Source organism: Paenibacillus sp. PastM-3 (assembly GCF_029893965.1).
In the GTDB taxonomy this organism is placed as follows: Bacteria; Bacillota; Bacilli; order Paenibacillales; family Paenibacillaceae; genus Paenibacillus_AQ.
Window position 1 is genome coordinate 60,214 of record NZ_JARXXP010000005.1, and the last position, 21,323, is coordinate 81,536.

Here is a 21,323-nt window from a genome sequence, read left to right on the forward strand (position 1 = left end):
GCAGAAATGGTCATTTCCTTTTAGTACTTGTCGACGACAGCCCCAAGCACCGCACCGCGGATATAACTTTGTCCCTGCAAGCTGGCCAGACCGGAAGCTGTACCTGTAACTACTACACCCAGAATACAGACATCACTTGCATCCGGCGCAGCTTTATCTTTTTTCAAATTCACAATAATCTGCTTATATTCTTCATAGTATGTGTCCTTGCGCGACAATCCGCTTTGAACGGAGTCAACAAAGTCCTCAGGTGTTACTTTATCGTAGTCGGGACGGATTCCGAAGCCGTATACCCCATAGCCTGACATTGGCAGAGGATAGCTTGTTCCTCCGTTTCCGTCTTCACGGGGCTCGAACTGAAAGCCTTTACGTTCTCCATACGTATCGACCCAATACCATACCGGTCTTACACCTGCTGGCAGCATGTCCCTTACCTCCTCAAAAGAGTAGGATTGATCGAATGACAGCGACATTTCCGCAAGCTTCCCGGGCTCCATTTCACTAAGCAGCGACAGGTCATTAAAAATCTTCCCGTTATAATCCACCTCCGGAATATAATAGAGCATTTCACGCTGGCCATTGTAAGGGTTATACTGTCTGCCGTACTCATAACCGGCCTGCTCAAGCTCGTAATTGCTGACCGTCAGAGCCGATGTCCCACCGTATGCGCCTGTCGTGAACGGAAACCACCATTCATTATAATTTGTCCACTTTTGCTCCCAGGGTATAGGAACACCTTCAATTATTTTGTAGGTGTTCGTTTCCAGCACACCTGACAGAAATCCGCGGGTATCCTTATACCCTGATTCATATTCGTTAGGGCTGCTGATCATCCTGTACATCCATTCGCTCGTAAGCGTCTCTGAGGATCTGTGATTGACCATCTGGGCAGCACCAAAAAATATAACGGTTAATGTCACAAGCACTACGGCCAGCGAAATTAAAATACTGCGTATCGTACTTTTGCGTTTTGCCTTTTTCAAGACCTGTGACAGCTGCTTGTCCTCTTCTTCATTCCATGGGGCAGTCAATGTGCCTCACCTCCGTAAAATTGTTGAAACTGTTGTCTTGCCCTGTATAGAGACGCCTTGACCGTTCCTTCATTGATTCCCAGCAATGCAGCGATTTCCTTGTACGATAAGCCCAGCTCGTATTTGAGCAGAATCAGCTGGCGGTTTGCCGGAATCATCCGGTTTAGCGTCTGCTCAATCTGTTCCTTTTGCTCACGCTGCAACAGCTGCGACTCCGGCTGCTCCTTATCCGGCGCTGCCTGCTTCTCTGCCTCCATGGTGTACTGAAACCGTTTATGTCTGCGGCACAAATCATAATAGCGGTTAATCGCAACCTTATAGAGCCAGGCGCTGAAATTGCGCTCCTCAATCCCACTTATATACTGCAGTGCCTTGCAGACCGTATCCTGTACAATATCCTCCGCATCTTCAGGCGCTGCGCCCAGGCGGATCAGATATCTGCGGATCTCAGTCATCTTGGACCCCAGCAGCTGTTCCTTAAGCTTAGCCCCCATTAAGCACCTCCCTGGCAGTATAACGATTGAACTATGGAAATGTTGTCTCTTGGCGTAAAAATAGCAAAAGCCCCTCCTCCCCAGGAAACCGTCCAATATTTCCGGGAGAGAAGGGGCTTTTGCGCCCTGCTTATTTAAATAGAAGAACCTATCTTCTTAAACTTCCATAATAATCGGCAAAATCATCGGTCTGCGGCGCGTCTGTTCATACAGGAAACGGCCAAGGGAATCTTTGACGCTGGTCTTGAGGGAAGCCCACTCATTGACCTTCTCGCTCATCAGACGCTGCAGCGTGCTGGATACAATACGGTTGGCTTCGTCCAGCAGTCCTTCGGACTCACGGACATATACAAAGCCGCGGGAAATGATATCCGGTCCGGAGACAATCGCTCCGTTCTGCTTGCTTAGTGTAACGACGACTACGAGGATACCGTCCTGGGACAGCAGTTTGCGGTCGCGGAGTACGATGTTGCCTACGTCGCCGACACCCAGACCATCGATCAGCACGTTGCCTGCAGTAACCTTACCGGCTCTGCGGGCTCCACCGCCCTGAATCTCAATCACTTCACCAATCTCGGTGATGAAGATGTTACTTGGATCCACGCCGACGGATTCTGCCAGAAGCGCATGTCTGCGCTGCATCCGGAATTCACCGTGGATTGGAATGAAGTACTTCGGCTTCATCAGGTTAAGCATCAGCTTGAGCTCTTCCTGGCTGCCGTGACCGGATACGTGAACGCCGGAGTTCGAGCCGCTGTAGATTACATTAGCGCCGAGACGGAACAGTTCATCAATGGTACGGCCGACATACTTCTCGTTGCCCGGAACCGGAGTAGCCGCAATAATAACGGTATCTCCCGGCAGGATATCCACCTTGCGGTGACTGGAGCGGGCCATGCGGGTAAGCGCCGACATCGGCTCACCCTGGCTGCCTGTGCAGAGCACGACAACGCGGTTGGCAGCCATACGGTTCATTTCTTCCGGCTCAATCAGCATGCCATCCGGTACATTCAGGTATCCAAGCTCGGAAGCAATGGCAACTACGTTAACCATACTGCGTCCGATAACAGTGATCTTGCGGCCAGTCGATTCAGCAGCATTAACCACCTGCTGAATACGGTGCACGTTGGAAGCGAAAGTCGCCACTACTACACGCTGTTCGGCTTTGCGGAAAATATCCTCCAGCACGATGCCGACATTTTTCTCCGAAGGGGTAAAGCCCGGCTTCTCGGCATTGGTACTGTCAGACATAAGGGCGAGTACACCCTTCTGGCCGATTTCAGCCATCCGGTGCAGGTTCGCATATTGGCCATTGACTGGTGTATGGTCAAATTTGAAGTCGCCTGTATGAACGACATTACCTTCCGGGGTCTCAATGCATACGCCTACGGAATCCGGAATACTGTGATTGGTTCTGAAGAAGGTCACCTGCAGGGAGGTTCCCAGGTCGATGACAGAGTCCTCATTAATCAGAATACGCTTCGTTTCGCCAAGCAGGTTGGCTTCCTTCAGCTTGTTCTCGACCAGGCCGAGTGTAAGTCTTGTTCCGTATACCGGAACATTCAGGTTCTTGAGCACATAAGCCAAACCGCCGATGTGATCTTCGTGTCCGTGAGTGAGGACGATCCCTCTAACCTTATCACGGTTCTCAGTGAGGTATGAGATGTCTGGGATAACAATATCAATACCGAGCATATCCTCTTCCGGGAATTTCAGTCCTGCATCCACGACCACAATGTCGTTAGCATATTGGACTACATACATGTTTTTTCCGATTTCTCCGACTCCGCCCAAAGCGAAAATCATTAGCTTATCGTTGTTGTTATTTTTTTTGGACAAATGAATCTAACCCTCCTATGATGTTGGACGTCACCCTTTTATTGGCAAATCATTAAGCTTCATATTTCAGCGGCGCTGAACACATTGTTCAAATTGCCGATAGCTTCCATAAAGAACAGGGATATTCCGCTTCAGTCTAGATCATATCTGCTGTGCAATGCGAAAAATCCCCGAGACCAAGCAGTGAGTAGCTTCTTCAACCGGATAATTTCCGTCAAACGCCACTGCCGCGCCCCTCGCGCAAAAAATCAACAGCAGTAGCACAGACTTGTACAAGGACCTACCCTGTCTCACAATGTAAAATAAACATTGACGGAAGATTACCGCATATTTAATTAACCGCACCCAGTCACTTAAGAACATTATACATGATTTTTTTGGCAAAAGACAAGTCATCCACTATGTAAGCTTATTCTTTCCTTAAAATACAGGCATTATTTGCGGAAAAGTTTAAGCTAAGCTCTCACGTAAAATGCAGAAAGGCACCAAAAAACCGGCCCCCTAAAAAGGGATGCCGGCTCATGCATTTACATTCTAAAAACAAATAATGGGCTATTTCAGCAGAGCTTCGATAAAAGCGGCTTCAGCTTCGTCCGGGCCGACCAGCGGGAGCCGGACCGAACCGACATCGATTCCGCGCAGCGACAGCGCATACTTGACTGCGGCCGGATTCGGCAGCGGCTGCGGACACTCAAAAAGACCCTTGAACACAGGGAACAGCTGACGGTGCAGCTCTCCTGCCCGCTTCACATTTCCAGCCAGGTATGCCTGAATCATCTCTGACATCTGGAATCCGATAATATGTCCCGCCACACTGATAATTCCGTGCCCGCCCACCGCAAGGGTAGCCAGACCTGCAGAATCATCGCCTGTGTAGACATGAAAATCCTCAGGGCATGCCGTAGCAATCAATGTGATCTGGTCCACGGAGGCACATTCCTTGGTGGCGACAATATTCGGAATCTCCGCAAGCCGCAGTGTCGTTGCCGCACTCATGCTCACACCTGTTCGTCCGGGAACATTGTACAGGATACAGGGCAAAGAGGTGCTGCCGGCAATCGCCGAGAAGTGCTGATACAGCCCTTCCTGGTTCGGTTTGTTGTAGTAAGGAACGACCAGCAGAACACCGTCTACGCCGATTTTTTCTGCTTCCTTCGTAAGATGTATGGAATGTCTGGTGCTGTTGGTGCCGGTTCCGGCGATAATTTTACAGCGTCCGTCTGCTTTATTCAGGACAAAGGAAAACAGCTTCAGCTTCTCCTCATCGGTCAAGGTAGGCGATTCCCCCGTTGTCCCGCAGACAACCAGCGCTTCGGATTTCTGTTCTTCGATCAGGTAATCTACTAAACGGGAGGTTGCCTCCCAGTTGATTTCTCCATCCCCGTCAAAGGGGGTTACCATCGCAGTGATTAGTCTTCCGAAATCCACTTTGAATTCCTCCTTGTCAGCGGTGCAATTCAAATTTGGCATGCAGCGCACGCAGCGACTGCACCATATCTTCCTTTTTCACAAGAACCCAGATGGTAGTATTCGAATCCGCCGACTGTAAAATCTGAATATTCTGCGAGCTGAGCGCCTCAACGATCCGGGCCATAATCCCCGGCACACCGTTAATTCCGCCCCCGATTACCGAGACCTTGGCACAGCCGGATAAGCTCTTGGGACGGAGCCCCAGCTCCTGCAGCGCTGCTATAGCCCGCTCGGATTTGTCGTCATTGACGGTATACAGCGCCTCTGTAGGCGTTACGTTAATAAAGTCAACGCTGATGCCGTTGTCGGCCATGCTTTTAAAAATCTGCAGCTGTACGCCTGTGCCGTTGCCGTCCGGGCATTCAACGGAAATCTGTGTAATGTTGCTCACATAGGCTATCCCTGTTACAAACCGGTCTACAATGCCGTTGGATACATCATTAAACCCTTCGGGATGGGTAACCAGTGTGCCTTCCGATTCGGAAAAGGTAGAGCGTACACGTACCGGAATATTGGCCTGCATGGCAATTTCCACGGCGCGCGGGTGAATAACCTTAGCACCCTGGTAGGCCATGTTGCAGATTTCGGTATAGCTGACATAGGTCAGAGGCTTGGCATCCTCGACAATCCGCGGATCAGCAGTCAGGATTCCGTCCACATCGGTATAAATATCGACCATATCTGCACGGAGGGCAGCTCCGAGCGCAGTTGCCGAAGTATCGCTTCCGCCTCTGCCAAGGGTCGTGAAATCCCCGGCTTCGGTCTGACCCTGGAACCCGGTTACTATTACTACTTTATGCTCGCGCAATTCGCGTAGAATCCGTTCGGTACGGACATCGAGAATTCTTGCATTTCCGTAATTACTGTCGGTCAAAAAGCCCGCCTGCGCCCCTGTTAACACAGTTGCACGGATGCCCTGCTCCTCCAGCAGCCCGCACAGTGTAGTTGCCGAGATAATCTCACCGCAGACCATCAGCAGGTCCCTCTCGCGGTCAGGCAGCGCGTTGCCGTTCTGTACCGCCCAGTCCAGCAGGGTGTCGGTAGCATAAGGTTCACCTTTGCGGCCCATTGCAGATACAACGACTACAAGATTGAATCCGCTTGCCAGCTCCCGTTTGACATGGCTGATAACATGCTCTCTTGCTGCTGGTGTCGAAAGTGAAGTCCCTCCGAATTTTTGCACTAAAATACCCATTGTATAATTCCTCCATTACTTCTCTAAACAAGCTAAAAAAGTGCTGAACCGCCCCCAGCATGAGGACGGCGCAAGTAAGGCTTATAAATCAATTCAGGTCTGCTCCATGCAGACCTTCATGCTATGCTGAATGAAACCGTTCGATAATCATCGGCTGCAGCTGTTTGCCCTGCAGAGCGGCGTAGCAGGCTTCAGGAATGAGCTCCATGCGTGCTACAAGCGAATTGGGCTTGCCCTCAGGGTTATCCTGGCCGAACGGCACAAAATAAATATGTTTGGCTACCAGAAGCTTCGCAATATTCGCCGCGTTCAGACCCAGGCCGTCATTAGTCGAAATGGCCAGCACAAGCGGACGGCCGTTGCGCATCTGCGATTTGGCAGCCATCAGGACAGGGCTGTCAGTCATGGCGTTAGCCAGCTTGCTCGTCGTATTGCCTGTGCAGGGAGCTATTGCCAGCACATCGAGCAGCTTGGATGGACCCAGCGGTTCCGCATCAACAATTGTAGAAATGATATCATTCCCCGTTATATCTTTCAACTGTTTTAGCCAATTTTCCGATGTGCCGAACCGGGTGTCCGTATTCAGCACGGATGCGGAAACAATCGGCACCACTTTCGCTCCCCCGTCCATAAACCGCTGAATCTGCGGCATCACCTCCGCAAAGGTGCAGTGTGAGCCGGTAATCGCATAACCTACTGTTTTTCCGTGCCAATCCATTTATTGGTCCCCCTTCGTTAGAATCTCTTCCGAGATTGACTGTACCAGCGCATTGCCCATAATCATCCCGGCGCTTTTCGGGGCGACAATCCCGGGCAGCCCGGGTGCAAGCATCGCCTTGATGCCGCGCTTCTCCGCATACCGGAAGTCGCATCCGCCCGGCGCCGAAGCCAGGTCAATAATGACGCTACTCTTGGGAACACGGGAAAGAATCTGTGCTGTAATAATCATGCTTGGTATCGTATTAAAAATCAGATCGGTATCGACCACCTGTGTAAGCAGCTCCCCGGTCATAAACGGCTTCCAGCCCATCTCTTCCGCCCGGGCATAATGATCCTGCTTCCTTACACCCACCTTGACTGTGGAGCCGAGCCCCTGAAGTGCCCTTGCCATAGTAAAGCCGGTGCGTCCCATCCCAAGCACCATGGAAGTGGAGCCGTGAATGGTAAAATCGGTATTCTGAATGGCCATGACCAGCGCACCTTCCGCGGTCGGAATCGAGTTATAGATCGCCACATCGTCCCGGTTCAGCAGCTCTACGAGCTTAAGCTTATGTCTTGCGCACAGGCTGCGCAGATAGCTTTTGGCCATTCCGGTGTATACTATACATCCTTCCGGCAGGGCAGCAGCATGCTCCTCCAGCAGCTGCAGGCGGCCGGATGAAAACAGCGCATTGATATTCCCTTCCTCGTCACAGCCCACCGTAGGCAGCACCAGCACATCCGCATTGCTGAGCAACTCAGGCGACAGCTGTTCCAGGTTCACCCCCGGGCTAGGGGCTTCCCATTTCTCGAATCCGGCGGCACTAACCGCCGCATCCATTTCCACACACTTTCGAATGACTTCAAGCTGTCTCGCGTCCCCGCCCAGGAACACGATCCTGATGCCAGTAAGCATAGGGATGACGCTCCTTTCCACATACACTATCGACTATAAAGCATCTTATGCCGGGGCTCGCGGATGGGTGAAAAGCGCCAGAATAATTCCTGGGCGGTCCACATAAATCACGGGATGCCCAGCTGGGGAAGCTGCGTGAGGTTGTGCGTGCCGGCCTGAAAATGAATAATAGCGGCAAATAAAGACCTTACAACAAGAAAAAAGCTTGCAGACATCGCCCCTAACAGGCGGTTTATCTGCAAGCTTTTAAATGTGCACTAAATCCTTACTTCCCGGTATGGCCGAAGCCGCCGGCTCCGCGCTCTGTTTCAGACAGCTCTTCCACTTCAACAAGTGTAACTGCCGGAACAGCCTGGAACACCATCTGGGCAATCCGCTCATTGCGGGCAATGGCAAAAGGCTCCTGCCCCAGGTTGATCAGCAGCACCTTGATCTCACCGCGGTAATCGGCATCGATTGTTCCCGGGGTGTTCAGGCAGGTAATGCCATGCTTGAAGGCCAGCCCGCTGCGCGGCCGGATCTGTGCCTCAAGCCCGTCAGGCATGGCCAGGGCAATACCGGTAGGGATCAGGGCGCGCTCGCCGGGAGCAAGTACTACAGGCTCTGCTACCGAGGCATGCAGGTCAAAGCCTGAAGCCTGCTCGGACATTTTGCGCGGGAGCTGCACATCCTCATTTCCCGGCAGCTTGTTAATTTGAACGTGATAAGACAAGATCATCTCTCCTAACATTGGCAATCGCTTTATCTGTTGAGCCGACCATCGCCAGTGCGAGAGGTTCAGCAAACATGTGGTCCAGCAGCCGGTTTACATCGTCCATCGTTACCCGGCTGATTTTGTCAATCATATCGTCCAGTGTATCATGTCTTCCCAGCATCAGCTCGTTTTTGCCGATCCGGTTCATCCGGCTGCTGGTGCTTTCGAGGCTGAGGATCAGGCTGCCCTTGAGCTGCTCTTTGCCTTTTCTCAGCTCATCTTCGCTGATGCCCTTCATAGCCAGCTCCTGCATCATTTCCTTGATCAGCTCGGTTACTTCCTTCGTCTGCTTAGGCGCTGTCCCCGCATATACGGTGAACAGGCCGCTGTCCGCCTGGGAGCTGTGATACGAATACACGGAATAAGCAAGTCCCCGTTTCTCACGGATCTCCTGGAACAGGCGTGAGCTCATTCCGCCGCCAATTGTGTTATTGAGCAGCACCATCGGGTACTGCAGCGGCCCGCCGCTCTGTACACCCGGCAGGGAAATACAGATGTGGTTCTGCTCGGTTTTTTTGCGGTGGAACAGCAGGCCGCCCTGATAATCAGGCGCTGTAAGCTCCGGGGCCTGGCCATGATTGTCAAATGCGCCGAAATGGCGCTCCAGCAGATCAATCAGGCCGTCATCGATGTTACCCGCTACGCTGATTACTGTGTTTTCGATCGTATACTGCTCCTTCATGTAGGCGCGCAGATCATCCGGCGTCATCTCAAGCAGGCGTTCCTTCAGTCCGAGGATTGAGTAAGCAAGCGGATGCTCCCCGTAAGCGGCAGCACACATCAGGTCATGCACCAGATCATCCGGTGTGTCCTCGCACATGGCGATTTCTTCGAGAATGACGTTTTTTTCCTTGGCCAGCTCTTCGGCGTCCATCTTTGAGCGGAAAAACATATCTGACAGCACATCCACCGCTATCGGCAGATGCTCATCCAGCACTTTTGCATAATAGCATGTATATTCCTTCGAGGTAAATGCATTGACGTTGCCGCCAATCGCATCAAACTGCTCGGCTATATCCTTGGCGCTAAAGCGGTCGGTGCCTTTAAAGAGCATATGTTCAATGAAATGGGAAATACCGTTGTTCAAGGGATTTTCATTGCGGGAACCGGTTCTGACCCAGATTCCAAAGGAAACGGACCGGCCGGTAGGGATTTTCTCCGTCACCACCCGCAGGCCGTTCGATAACACTATTTTTTCCAATTGTACGTCCTCCTGGCATAGCCCTGTTTCTGTTCTGCCCAAAATCTTAAGCGAATTTAATCCTACCAGAAAATAACGGTTCACTCAACATCAGAGGGTAGAAGCCGCTCTGCAGACAAGGTCTCGCTGACGGTTCCGAGCTTTAGCCCTTTTGCCTTAACCGCCCGGATCATCCCTTTAAGCGCCCTGGATGACGAGGCTGTCGGATGCATTAGCACCAGTGTCCCCGGCTCCGCCTTCGCACTGATTTTGGCTACAACGGCTTCAGGGGCCGGGTTGCGCCAGTCTACCGTATCGAGGGTCCAGAGCACCGTCTTCAGGCCGAGCGCTGCAGCGATCTCCACGGTCTCCTGGTCAAAATCCCCCGACGGCGGAGCAAACCACTTATTGGTTACGCCCAGGCTCTCTTTTAGCAAAACCTGCGTCTTCTGGATCTCGGCGGTTGCCCTTGCCCTGCTTAAAATGCTCATATTCGGATGGGTATAAGCATGATTCTCCATCTCATGCCCGCGCTTCAGCATTTCAGCAGCAAGTTCCTTGTTCTTGCTCAGCCAGGTGCCGTCCAGAAAAAAGGTCACCTTCACCTGTTCCTCATCCAGAATATCAAGCATCGGCTTGATATACTCATTGCCCCAGGCCACATTGATCATGAAGGCTACCATCGGCTTGGCCGGATTGCCGCGGTAGATCGGATGAGCCCCCAGGTCATTTAAAGACACCTTGGGCTGCGTCTGGCGGTAGACCAGCTTCAGTCCTTCTCCCGGCCCCTGCAGCAGGGTATTCCGGTAAGTCGCCTCCACATCCACCTCAAGGCCGTTATAGCCCGGGATAGCCTTCCAGACACGGTCTACAGTGGCATCCACCGGCGGTGCATTCAGTTCGGCTGCTTTTTGCTCTACCTGCGCCCGCAGATCTTTACGGTCCTTTTCTCCCGGCAGTACAGCCGTTACCGCAAGAGCATCCTGCGGCTTAAGCTGTGCCAGCATCTCCTTTACCGGACCGTCGGTACTGCCTATTCCGATTACAACAGCTATACAGGCCAGCACAAGCGCTGCCTTGTCCGTTTTCATGTAATTGTCCTCCCCGGCTAGATACGGTCTACATCGTCCCGCACTGCACGCACAGGACGCTTTGTCCCAGCCTATGAATGACAGAAATGAAATATGACACTTCAACTTTAAAGTAACTGGATTCAGGATCAAACCTCCAGGAACGTTAAAAAAGAGCCAGAATGCATAAGCTTCTGTCTCTTCTTCATACATATTCCTTATAGACGGGAGGGCTTAGGCCTTCGCACCGCTCTCAGCAGTCAATACCGCCTTGCGTGACAGGTTAACACGGCCCTGCTGGTCGATTTCGGTTACTTTAACGGTGATGGTATCACCGATGGCAACAACGTCTTCAACCTTGGCTACGCGCTCTGTGGATAGCTGGGAAATGTGAACCAGGCCGTCTTTGCCGGGAATCAGTTCCACAAACGCACCGAACTTCTCAATACGGCGGACTGTACCCACATAGATTTCGCCAACCTGAACTTCCTTCACGATACCTTCGATGATACCGCGGGCTTTCTGAATCATCGCTTCATCGGAAGAACCGATAAATACGCGTCCATCCTGCTCAATATCGATCTTCACACCGGTTTCTTCAATGATCTTGTTGATGATCTTGCCGCCGGCACCGATAACATCACGGATCTTGTCCGGATTGATATTGATGATGATGATCTTAGGCGCATATTGGGACAGGTTTGGTCTTGGCTCAGAGATAGCTTCATTCATTTTGTCCAGGATGAACAGACGTCCTACTCTGGCTTGCTCCAAAGCTTCCTTCAGGATTTTGCGGTCAATACCGGCAATCTTGATATCCATCTGGATTGCAGTTACGCCTTCAGCAGTACCTGCTACCTTAAAGTCCATATCACCGAGGTGATCTTCCATACCCTGGATGTCAGTCAGAATGGAAACATGCTCTCCGTCTTTGATCAGACCCATCGCTACGCCGGCTACAGGAGCCTTGATCGGTACGCCTGCATCCATCATTGCCAGGATACTGGCGCAGATGCTTGCCTGGGAAGTTGAACCGTTGGATTCAATAGCTTCCGATACCAGACGAATGGTGTACGGGAATTCTGTTTCACTAGGGATAACCTTGGACAGGGCGCGTTCACCCAGTGCTCCGTGACCGATCTCGCGGCGGCCCGGTGCTCTTAGCGGACGGGCTTCCCCTACGCTGAACGGCGGGAAATTGTAATGATGCATGAAGCGTTTGGTTTCAGCCGGATCGATTCCATCCAGAATCTGCACGTCACCAAGCGCACCAAGTGTACATACGCTGAGGATTTGTGTCTGTCCGCGTGTAAAGAGCCCGGAACCGTGTGTACGCGGCAGCAATGCCGTATCACATTCGATCGGACGGATCTCATCCAGCTTGCGGCCATCCGGACGCACTTTATCATGTGTAATCAGGCGGCGCACTTCATCCTTAACGATATCATGCAGCACTTCCTTGACATCCTTCAGCAGTTCAGGTGTTTCTATGTATTTCTCAACGAAATACTCCACTGTTTCGCTGTTGATCAGATCAATTGCATCCTGACGCGCGTGCTTCTCGGCGATTTTTACGGCTTCCACCAAACGGTCTCCGGCATAGGCACGAACCTCAGCATTCACGTCAGCATTTACCGCATGCAGCTTCACGGCCATCTTTTCTTTACCGGCAACAGCTACCAGCTCTTCAATAACGGCTACGATCTTGCGGATTTCTTCGTGCCCGAACATGATGGCTTCCAGCATCACATCCTCCGGCACTTCGTTTGCTTCTGCTTCAACCATCATAATGGCATCTTTTGTTCCGGCAACCACGACATAGATATCGCTGGCTTCCTGCTGGGCCACGTCAGGATTAATAACGAATTCGCCATTGATCCGGCCTACAGCTACTCCGCCGATCGGACCGTCAAACGGCACATCGGAAATGCTCAGTGCAGCAGAAGTACCGATCATTGCCGCGATATCCGGCGCACAATCCTGATCCACACTCATTACCATGTTCAATACCTGAACATCGTTACGGAACCCTTCCGGGAACAAAGGGCGAATCGGACGGTCAGTCAAACGGCTGGACAGAATCGCTTTTTCGCTTGGTCTGCCTTCGCGCTTGATGAATCCGCCCGGAATTTTACCTACTGCGTATAGTCTTTCTTCATAGTTCACTGTAAGCGGGAAAAAATCCAGATCTTTAGGCTCACTGGAGGCAGTAACCGTACACAATACTGCAGTATCTCCGTAGCGGACCATAACAGCGGCATTTGCCTGTTTGGCAAGTCGCCCAGTTTCCAGCACAAGGCGTCTTCCGCCAAGCTGCATCTCAACACGTTGTTCCATAAAATCCCTCCTTGATTGGTATTTTTCTGCGTTTCATTCTACAAGCAAAAACGGCTTGTCCTCCATAAAGGTAAAATAGCCGTTTCTGCGAATCATATCCTTTTGAAAACTGGAAAAATCTCCGTAAATTTTCAAAAAGCAACCCGGCTGTCCCGTTGTCGCTCGTAAGAAGGACATACGGTATACAACCAGGCTGCTTTAAGGTTACTCTTATGGAAATTAGCGACGCAATCCCAGTTTTTCGATCAGGGCGCTGTAACGTCGGATATCCTTATTTTTCAAATAAGCCAACAGTTTACGACGTTGTCCAACCATCTTCAGCAGTCCGCGGCGGGAATGGTGATCCTTCTTGTGCGTACGCAAGTGGTCAGTCAAATTAACGATATTCTCCGTAAGGATAGCAACTTGCACCTCAGGGGATCCTGTATCGGATTCGTGAGTTTTGTGCTCGTCGATCAATTGGTGTTTACGTTCTTGAGTCAATGCCATCCTGTTCACCTCCTTCATTATAATCGCCAGTAGCCTCGTCGCCGTCGGTGAGAACGTGCAACCAAGCTAAGGTTATGATGCTGTCATTCCAGCAACGTTAATCAGTATAGCATCTTCGGAGACAAAAGTAAACGCATGTCCGCAGAAGATTATGAAGAATAACCCAGCAGCTCTTTTGCCGTGTCGGCATCCTGTGAAATTTGCGAGATCAGCGCATCAATCGACTCGAACTTCCGTTCAGGCCGGATGAACGCCTGAAGCTCAACCTTAAGCTCCTGTCCGTAAATATCAGCAGCAAAATCGAACAGATGCACTTCAAAGCTCGGCGCCGCCATTCCGTCATGGAAGGTAGGCTTGACACCGACATTCATGACACCATACAGGATTTCATTCTTATAGAAAACCTTAACGGCATAAACGCCTTTGGCCGGAATGACATAACGGTCTTCAAGCTGAAGGTTCGCTGTCGGAAAACCGATCGTACGCCCCCGCTTCTCACCATGTCCAACCGTTCCGCGCAGATGATAGCAGCGGCCGAACCAGCTGTTCGCCAGGGCCAGATCACCGCTGTGCAGGCTTCTCCGGATTCCCGAGCTGCTCACCTTCTCCCCTTCAAGCAAGAACGGCGGAACCGTCTGGACACCCATTGCTCCCTGCCCCAGTTCACGAAGCATATCCGCATCCCCTTCGCCCAGATAACCGAAGCGGAAATCAAATCCGACCACGGCGGTTACAATCTGCAGCGGCAGCAGCATTACAGATACAAAATCCTGAGGGCTGACCCGGGAAAGCTGCTCATTAAATTCTATTATATACAAAATATCGACGCCCATACCGGCCAGGATTTCCTGCTTGTCCTTTGGCGGGGTCAAATATCCATCATAATCGCCTTTGCCCATAACATCCTTGGGATGGGGATGAAAGGTCATCACTGCAGCCGGAACGCCTTGCCTGCGGGCCAGGGCAACAGCGGATGTAATGACGCTGGCATGTCCGCGGTGCAGCCCGTCGAACTGCCCCAGGGCAGCCACTTGCGGCTGAGCCCATGAAGCTGCGGTCTCCGGCGGTATTGGAAAGCTTAAGGTTACGGTTCTCACGCTGTTTCTCACCTACAATTCACAAATAAATTAATAATTAGCGCTGTGCGAATACCTTGACCGGAGCAATGGCTCCCGCCTCGTCGAGCTTGTATATGCCGAGGAACTCGCCTGCACCGTCATACAGCCGGAAATCGCCGTTGTCCTTCACCTCAGGCGCTACATAACGGATGGATAGACGCTGTCCCTGCAGGGCGGCCATTTTCTTCTCATCAGTCACTGTATGCCGGGACAAATGGGAGATGGCTTCATCAGCTGCAATCAGATGCTGCTGCAGCGTACCTGCTTCCTTATATTCCGCAATCTGTTCCAGCGTCAGGCAGTGGCTGGCAGAGATTCCGGCAGACATCGTACGTGTAAGCTGCGCCATGACACCGGGTATTCCCAGCGCACGGCCGATATCCACACAAAGCGTACGGATATAGGTACCCTTCGAGCAAAGCACGCGGAAGGTAATATCAGGATATATGCCGTTCCAGACCATATCCGTCATTTCTATCTCATAGATTTCCACTTCACGGCTCTTGCGCTCCACGGTCTTGCCTTCCCGGGCAAGCTCATAAAGCCGTTTGCCGTCAACCTTGACCGCCGAGTACATAGGCGGCACCTGTGAAATAACTCCTCTGAACGATTCCAGTACAGCCAGCACTTCAGCCTCGGTCACCCGGACCTCATCCACCGATTCCGTAATCGTTCCCGTCATATCCTCCGTATCACTCGACAGGCCCAGCCGCAGCGTGGCTACATATTCCTTGGGAAGCTCCTGTATGTACTCCACTACCCGGGTAGCCTGTCCAAGACACAGCGGGAGCACCCCGGTCACTTGAGGATCAAGTGTCCCGGTGTGGCCGATCCGCTTCATGCCAAGAATACGCCGGGCTTTGGCGACCACATCATGTGAGGTAAAACCTGCAGGCTTAAAAACTGCCAGTACACCTGTAAGCTCACTCATAGATGGCGTCTGACCTCCTGAAGCACCAGCGCAACCGCTTCGTCCAGTGTTCCGTCGATACGCGCTCCTGCCGCCCGGGTATGTCCGCCTCCGCCGAATACCTGAGCCAGTGCAGCAACGTCCACCTTGCCGGCTGAACGCAGGCTTGCTTTGACCGCATGCTCATTAATCACCTTGAACAGGATGCCAACCTCTACCCCGCGGATGTTACGCGGATAATTTACAATACCTTCCAGATCTTCATTAGCTGCACCGCAATCAATCATGTCCTGCGGGGTAACATACAGCCAGGCAATATCCCCTTCCGGCGACAGCTGCAGGGTATTAAGCGCCCGGTTCAGCACCTTTACCTGTGCCAGCGTCATTTCCTCCAGCAGGTTCTCCGCCAGCTCAGGGCCATTCACACCCAATGCCAGCAGCTCCGAAACGGCCGCCATAACCTTTGGTGAAGTATTCGTGTAACGGAAGCCGCCGGTATCTGTCAGCAGTCCGGTATAAATGGCTGTAGCAATATCAAGGTCCCATTCCACCTGAAACGTCTTCAGCAGATCGAACAAAATTTCTGCAGTCGCAGCAGCATCCGGCTTAATCAGCGTAACGAGGCCGTAACCGTTATTGGTTGGATGATGATCAATATTCACGATGCGCGCATCGCTGGCGAAATAACGCTGGGTCAGGCCCACACGCTGAAAATCTGCACAATCGACGCAAATGATATTGCTATATTGGCGGGGCAGCTCACCGTCCGCCAGATTCACGATTTCACCGGCATGCCATAAATATTCCATCCGCTTAGGAATCGGACCTTCATTCAGCATAGTGTATTTTTTGCCCAGACATGAGAGAAGCCAGCCCACCGCAAGGGTGGAGCTGACTGCATCTCCGTCCGGCTGAACATGCGACACTACAAGATAATCGTCGTGTTCCAGCAGAAACTCACGGGTCTGCTGGAGACTTTGTTCATAGCTCTGCATTCGCCGTCTCCTTTATGTTTCCTAGCTTTCTTCGTGCTTGATCTCGCCGAGCAGCTTCTCGATATGACTTCCGTAAGCAACGGATTCGTCAATCTTGAAGATCAGCTCCGGAGTGTGGCGCAGGCGGATCGCCTTGCCAAGCTCAGAGCGGAGAAAGCCATTGGCTTTCTCAATCGCTTTGAGCGAAGCATTCTGCTGCTCCGCATCGCCGAATACGCTCAGATATACTTTGGCCTGCGACAGATCGTTCGTCACGTCTACGCCGGTTACGGTAACAAAGCCTACCCGCGGATCTTTCAATCCGCTCTGGATGAGCTGGCTCAGCTCTTTCTTGATCTGCTCGCCAACCCGTCCTGCTCTGATTTTAGACATCTGTATTCACCTCTTCGCTTAGCGCTCTACCTTTTCCATGATGAACGCTTCGATAATGTCCCCCTCTTGGAGGTCATTATAGCGTTCCAAAGTTATGCCGCATTCATAACCCTGCGCCACTTCTTTTGCATCATCCTTGAAGCGCTTCAAGGTATCGATCTTGCCTTCGAAGACAACAATTCCGCCGCGGATCAGGCGCATTTCGGCATTACGGGTAATTTTGCCGTCTGTAACCATACAGCCTGCAACACTGCCCACTTTGCTGATTTTGAAGACGTTGCGCACTTCGGCATGACCGATAATATTTTCTTTGAAGACCGGATCGAGCATGCCCTTCATGGCACTTTCGATTTCTTCAATTACGTTGTAAATGATGTTATGCAGGCGTACATCAACCTTCTCCTGCTCTGCAGCAGCTTTGGTCTGTGCGTCCGGACGGACGTTAAAGCCGATTACAATGGCATTGGATGCTGCCGCCAGTGTAATGTCGGATTCTGTAATGGCGCCGGCACCGCTGTGAATAATCTTCACGCGTACGCCTTCAACCTCGATCTTCGCCAGGGAGCTCTTGAGCGCCTCAACCGAACCCTGTACGTCACCCTTGATGATTACGTTAAGGTCTTTGATCTCGCCATCCTTGATGTGCTTGAACAGGTCATCCAGTGTAACACGGGTATTTGTGTTCAGCTCGGACTGGCGCTGGGTTGTGGAACGTCTGTCGGCAATTGCACGGGCTTTGCGCTCGTCTTCAAAGGCCATGAACGGATCGCCCGCCTGCGGCACTTCAGTCAGACCGGTAATCTCCACCGGTGTGGAAGGTCCTGCTTCCTTGATTTTGCGTCCCTTGTCATTCACCATGGCACGGACACGGCCGAAGCAGTTACCTGCTACAAAAGCGTCTCCGACCTTCAGTGTACCGTTCTGCACGAGAATACGGGCAACCGGTCCGCGGTTCTTGTCAAGCTCGGCTTCTATTACTGTACCGCGTGCCCGTTTGTCCGGGTTCGCTTTGTACTCGTTAACTTCGGCAACGAGCAGGATCATTTCCAGCAGCTCTTCCAGGTTAATGCGCTGTTTGGCGGACAGGTTGACGAAGATGGTATCTCCGCCCCACTCTTCCGGTACCAGCTCATAATTGGTAAGCTCCTGCTTCACGCGGTCTGGATCTGCACCCGGCTTATCAATCTTGTTAACAGCAACAATGATCGGCAGACCGGCAGCCTTGGCGTGGTTAATCGCTTCTACCGTCTGCGGCATAACGCCGTCATCGGCAGCTACAACGATAATCGTCATATCAGTGACCTGTGCACCGCGGGCACGCATGGCGGTAAACGCTTCGTGACCAGGTGTATCCAGGAACGTAATTTTCTTGTGGTTGATTTCCACCTGGTACGCACCGATGTGCTGGGTAATACCGCCGGCTTCGCCGCCGGTTACGTTCGTTGAACGGATCGCATCCAGCAATGTTGTTTTACCATGGTCAACGTGACCCATGATCGTAACAACCGGCGGACGGGTCTGCAGCTCCTCTTCGGAATCGTTCTCCTCCACGGTTTCGAAGCTGTCTTCGTCCACAGGGATCTTCACTTCTACTTCTACGCCGAATTCACCCGACAGGAGCAGAATGGTGTCGATATCAAGCTCCTGGTTGATGGTCGCCATAACGCCCATCAGAATCAGCTTCTTGATGACCTCGGAAGCATCCTTATGCAGCAGTTTGGCTGTTTCGCCAACTGTCATGCTGCCGCGGACAATAATCTTCTTCGGTGTGTTATCAATCTTTTCACGGTGCACGACCGGCTGGTTTCTGCCGCCGCGACCATTCTTGCCGCCGCGGTTGTTGCGGAAATTGCCGCCGCCTTTTCCGTCTTCAAAGCGCTTCTGGCCGCCGTTGTTGTTCGGTCTTCCGCCGGAAGTATTCTTCTTCGCTCCTCTGTCTCCGCCGCGGGAGAAATCACCGCCGCCGCCTTGTCCTTGCGGACGGCTGTCTGTGCGCGGAGCGCTGCTCTGCGGACGGTCGCCGGTACGCGGAGCACCGCCGCCTTGTCCTTGCGTACGGCTGCCTGTGCTGCTGCCCTGCGGACGGTTGCCGCCAGTCGAGCTGCCCTGCGGACGGTTGCCGCCAGTGGAGCTACCTTGCGGACGGTTGCCGCCGGTCGAGCTGCCTTGCGGACGGTTGCCGCCGGTCGAGCTGCCTTGCGGGCGATTGCCGCCGGTCGAGCTGCCTTGCGGGCGGTTGCCGCCAGTGGAGCTGCCTTGCGGGCGGTTGCCGCCGGTCGAGCTGCCTTGCGGGCGGGAATTCTGGGTGGAGCCTGAGTTGGTTCTGCGGGAATCTTGTCCGCTTTGGGGCCTAGGTGACGTTGTCGATTGGTTGTTGTTTTGGTTACTGTTCATACCTACCTGCTTTTCCGGTTGATTTTTGTTGGCATTCTGAGCACTCTGGGGTTCGGCGGTTACCGTACCGGTTGATACCGGACGGCTGCTGGTGCCGGTGTCCCGCTTGGCTGCAGCGTTTGACTTGATATCCTTAAAGAACTGCTCCACTTTGTTTACGGAGCCGTCCTCCATCACACTCATATGATTATTCACAGGAACATTCAAACGCTTCAGAATTGTAATAATTTCTTTACTGCTCATATTCAGAGATTTCGCGTACTCATACACGCGCAGTTTATCCTTATTCTCTTCTTTAGTCAATAACTCCACCTCCGACAGTATCTCCAAGCGTTCTGGAGATCATTTCCGCGAATCCTTTATCCGTAACGGCCAGCACAACGCGCTGGTCCTTACCAATACTTGCACCGAGTTCATCCCGGTGAAATGCGATTACTAGTGGAATATCGTAGGTTCCGCACTTATCGCGAAACTTTTTTTGGGTATTATCTGAAGCGTCACCTGCCAGGACGACCAGCTTCGCCTCCGATGACCGCACTGCCTTGAGTACAGCCTCGTCTCCGGTGACAATCTTGCCTGCTCTCATCGCAAGCCCTAAATAAGAAAGGGTTTTACTCATTGTCCTCACTATCCTTTGCTGCTAGAAATTCTTCCTCTACGGATGCAAAATCCCTGGCCAGCTGGGCATAGATTTCAGGACTCACCTGACACTTTAATGCACGGTCAAGCGCTTTGTTTTTTTGTGCCAGTTTAAAGCATTCCAGTTTGCCGCAGATGTACGCCCCGCGCCCTGATTTCTTCCCGGTCAGATCGATCATCACTTCGCCGTCCGGTGTGCGGACTACGCGGATCAGCTCTTTCTTGGGCATCATTTCCTGGCTGGCAACACATTTGCGCAGCGGAACCTTCTTTTGCTTCATTCTAATCGCCCCCCGTCAGTCAACAGCCAAATTAATCGATGGAGACGGAATCCTGATGCATTTCATCGCTATACGTTTTAGGTCTGCCGTACTCCTGCTCCGCTTGCGTCTCGCTCTTGATATCAATTTTCCAGCCGGTCAGCTTGGCGGCAAGACGGGCGTTCTGGCCCTTGATGCCGATAGCCAGCGACAGCTGATAGTCAGGCACGATAACGCGGGCCATTTTTTCAGCTTCAAAGACTTGAACTTCAAGCACCTTGGACGGGCTGAGCGCATTGGCCACATATTCCTGTACCGCGTCAGAGTAACGCACGATGTCGATCTTCTCGCCGCGCAACTCAGTCACGATAGTCTGGACACGCGTACCTCTAGGGCCTACGCAGGAGCCGACCGGATCAACCTCTTCATTGCGGGAAAAGACAGCAATCTTGGAACGGAAGCCTGCTTCGCGGGCAACGGAACGAATTTCAACGACTCCGTCAAAAATTTCCGGCACTTCCAGCTCGAACAGACGCTTAAGCAGGCCGGGGTGGCTGCGTGACAGCATAATCTGCGGCCCCTTGGTCGTGTTCTCCACCTTAGTGATATACGCCTTGATCCGCTCGCTCTGCTTGAACTTCTCACCAGGCATCAGCTCGCTGAGCGGAAGCACAGCCTCGATTTTGCCGAGATCGACGTAGATATTGCGCATATCCTGGCGCTGGACAAGACCGGTAACAATATCATCTTCCTTATCAATAAAAGCATTATAGATAAGTCCGCGCTCCGCTTCACGGATACGCTGGGTTACGACCTGCTTCGCGGTCTGCGCGGCAATGCGTCCGAAATCGCGCGGTGTTACTTCAAGCTCGGCGACATCTTCCAGCTGGAAATGCGGGTTAATTTCTCTTGCGGCAGGCAAGGAAATTTCAGTTCTGGCGTCGAGAACCTCCTCGACTACCATCTTGCGCGCAAACACTTTAATAACACCTGTGTTACGGTTCATATCCACACGCACGTTCTGCGCCGCATTGAAGTTGCGTTTATAGCTGGAGATCAGCGCAGCTTCGATGGCTTCAAACAGCACATCCTTGCTGATGCCTTTCTCCCTTTCCAGTTCATTCATCGCTTCAATAAAATCCATACTCATGAAATTCCGGT

General features: G+C 52.2%; 20 protein-coding genes. All 20 read right to left on the reverse strand.

The annotated features are described in order from the left end of the window. Positions 1–20 precede the first annotated feature (20 nt). The 20 genes from M2108_RS10580 to nusA all read right to left on the reverse strand — a co-directional run bounded on the left by M2108_RS10580 (position 21) and on the right by nusA (position 21,312). The gene (locus tag M2108_RS10580; RefSeq protein WP_277469321.1) at positions 21–1,031 is read right to left on the reverse strand and encodes an anti sigma factor C-terminal domain-containing protein; all 1,011 of its coding nucleotides are present in this window, start codon (positions 1,029–1,031) and stop codon (positions 21–23) included. After that, entirely contained in the window at positions 1,028–1,525 is a 498-nt protein-coding gene (locus tag M2108_RS10585; protein ID WP_277469322.1) for an RNA polymerase sigma factor, read from the reverse strand. Before M2108_RS10585 ends, M2108_RS10580 begins: the two co-directional genes overlap by 4 nt. A gap of 156 nt (positions 1,526–1,681) precedes the next feature. Beyond that, complete coding sequence (locus tag M2108_RS10590; protein ID WP_481856897.1) at positions 1,682–3,331, reverse strand: ribonuclease J; 1,650 nt, start codon at positions 3,329–3,331, stop codon at positions 1,682–1,684. A 585-nt stretch (positions 3,332–3,916) separates the two neighbouring features. Next, entirely contained in the window at positions 3,917–4,792 is an 876-nt protein-coding gene (dapA, locus tag M2108_RS10595; protein ID WP_277469324.1) for a 4-hydroxy-tetrahydrodipicolinate synthase, read from the reverse strand. A 16-nt stretch (positions 4,793–4,808) separates the two neighbouring features. Beyond that, positions 4,809–6,029, reverse strand: a complete 1,221-nt coding sequence (gene dapG, locus M2108_RS10600) for an aspartate kinase (RefSeq protein WP_277469325.1) — start codon at positions 6,027–6,029, stop codon at positions 4,809–4,811. A 121-nt stretch (positions 6,030–6,150) separates the two neighbouring features. Continuing rightward, positions 6,151–6,747: a dipicolinate synthase subunit B gene (locus M2108_RS10605; RefSeq protein ID WP_277469326.1), complete on the reverse strand. Its 597-nt coding sequence runs from the start codon at positions 6,745–6,747 to the stop codon at positions 6,151–6,153. Beyond that, positions 6,748–7,644: a dipicolinate synthase subunit DpsA gene (gene dpsA, locus M2108_RS10610; RefSeq protein WP_277469327.1), complete on the reverse strand. Its 897-nt coding sequence runs from the start codon at positions 7,642–7,644 to the stop codon at positions 6,748–6,750. It abuts the gene before it with no gap. A 265-nt stretch (positions 7,645–7,909) separates the two neighbouring features. Beyond that, on the reverse strand, positions 7,910–8,362 hold the full coding sequence (gene dut, locus M2108_RS10615; protein WP_481856892.1) for a dUTP diphosphatase: 453 nt from the start codon (positions 8,360–8,362) through the stop codon (positions 7,910–7,912). Continuing rightward, complete coding sequence (locus M2108_RS10620; protein ID WP_277469329.1) at positions 8,334–9,599, reverse strand: M16 family metallopeptidase; 1,266 nt, start codon at positions 9,597–9,599, stop codon at positions 8,334–8,336. Before M2108_RS10620 ends, dut begins: the two co-directional genes overlap by 29 nt. Before the next feature lie 80 nt (positions 9,600–9,679). Beyond that, a complete protein-coding gene (locus M2108_RS10625; protein ID WP_277469330.1) occupies positions 9,680–10,669 on the reverse strand; it encodes a polysaccharide deacetylase family protein in 990 nt (329 codons plus the stop codon). A 213-nt stretch (positions 10,670–10,882) separates the two neighbouring features. Beyond that, a complete protein-coding gene (gene pnp, locus M2108_RS10630; RefSeq protein WP_277469331.1) occupies positions 10,883–12,985 on the reverse strand; it encodes a polyribonucleotide nucleotidyltransferase in 2,103 nt (700 codons plus the stop codon). Between the two features lie 219 nt (positions 12,986–13,204). Next, on the reverse strand, positions 13,205–13,474 hold the full coding sequence (rpsO, locus tag M2108_RS10635) for a 30S ribosomal protein S15 (RefSeq protein WP_019910460.1): 270 nt from the start codon (positions 13,472–13,474) through the stop codon (positions 13,205–13,207). A 149-nt stretch (positions 13,475–13,623) separates the two neighbouring features. Then, positions 13,624–14,571, reverse strand: a complete 948-nt coding sequence (locus M2108_RS10640) for a bifunctional riboflavin kinase/FAD synthetase (protein WP_277469332.1) — start codon at positions 14,569–14,571, stop codon at positions 13,624–13,626. Between the two features lie 37 nt (positions 14,572–14,608). Beyond that, positions 14,609–15,523, reverse strand: coding sequence for a tRNA pseudouridine(55) synthase TruB (gene truB, locus M2108_RS10645; RefSeq protein WP_277469333.1), 915 nt, complete (start codon positions 15,521–15,523; stop codon positions 14,609–14,611). Then, positions 15,520–16,497, reverse strand: a complete 978-nt coding sequence (locus tag M2108_RS10650) for a DHH family phosphoesterase (RefSeq protein WP_277469334.1) — start codon at positions 16,495–16,497, stop codon at positions 15,520–15,522. The genes truB and M2108_RS10650 overlap by 4 nt, the downstream gene beginning before the upstream one ends. A 21-nt stretch (positions 16,498–16,518) precedes the next feature. Then, positions 16,519–16,869, reverse strand: a complete 351-nt coding sequence (gene rbfA / locus M2108_RS10655; protein ID WP_090713510.1) for a 30S ribosome-binding factor RbfA — start codon at positions 16,867–16,869, stop codon at positions 16,519–16,521. Between the two features lie 18 nt (positions 16,870–16,887). Next, positions 16,888–19,566 (reverse strand): translation initiation factor IF-2, encoded by a 2,679-nt coding sequence (gene infB / locus M2108_RS10660; RefSeq protein ID WP_277469335.1) that lies wholly within the window; start codon positions 19,564–19,566, stop codon positions 16,888–16,890. Continuing rightward, positions 19,559–19,882 carry a YlxQ family RNA-binding protein gene (locus tag M2108_RS10665; protein WP_036724725.1) on the reverse strand — a complete coding sequence of 108 codons (324 nt, stop codon included), beginning with the start codon at positions 19,880–19,882 and terminating at the stop codon, positions 19,559–19,561. Before M2108_RS10665 ends, infB begins: the two co-directional genes overlap by 8 nt. Next, on the reverse strand, positions 19,875–20,183 hold the full coding sequence (gene rnpM / locus M2108_RS10670; RefSeq protein WP_042177492.1) for an RNase P modulator RnpM: 309 nt from the start codon (positions 20,181–20,183) through the stop codon (positions 19,875–19,877). The genes M2108_RS10665 and rnpM overlap by 8 nt, the downstream gene beginning before the upstream one ends. Before the next feature lie 31 nt (positions 20,184–20,214). Beyond that, positions 20,215–21,312, reverse strand: a complete 1,098-nt coding sequence (nusA, locus tag M2108_RS10675) for a transcription termination factor NusA (protein ID WP_277469336.1) — start codon at positions 21,310–21,312, stop codon at positions 20,215–20,217. Positions 21,313–21,323 lie beyond the last annotated feature (11 nt).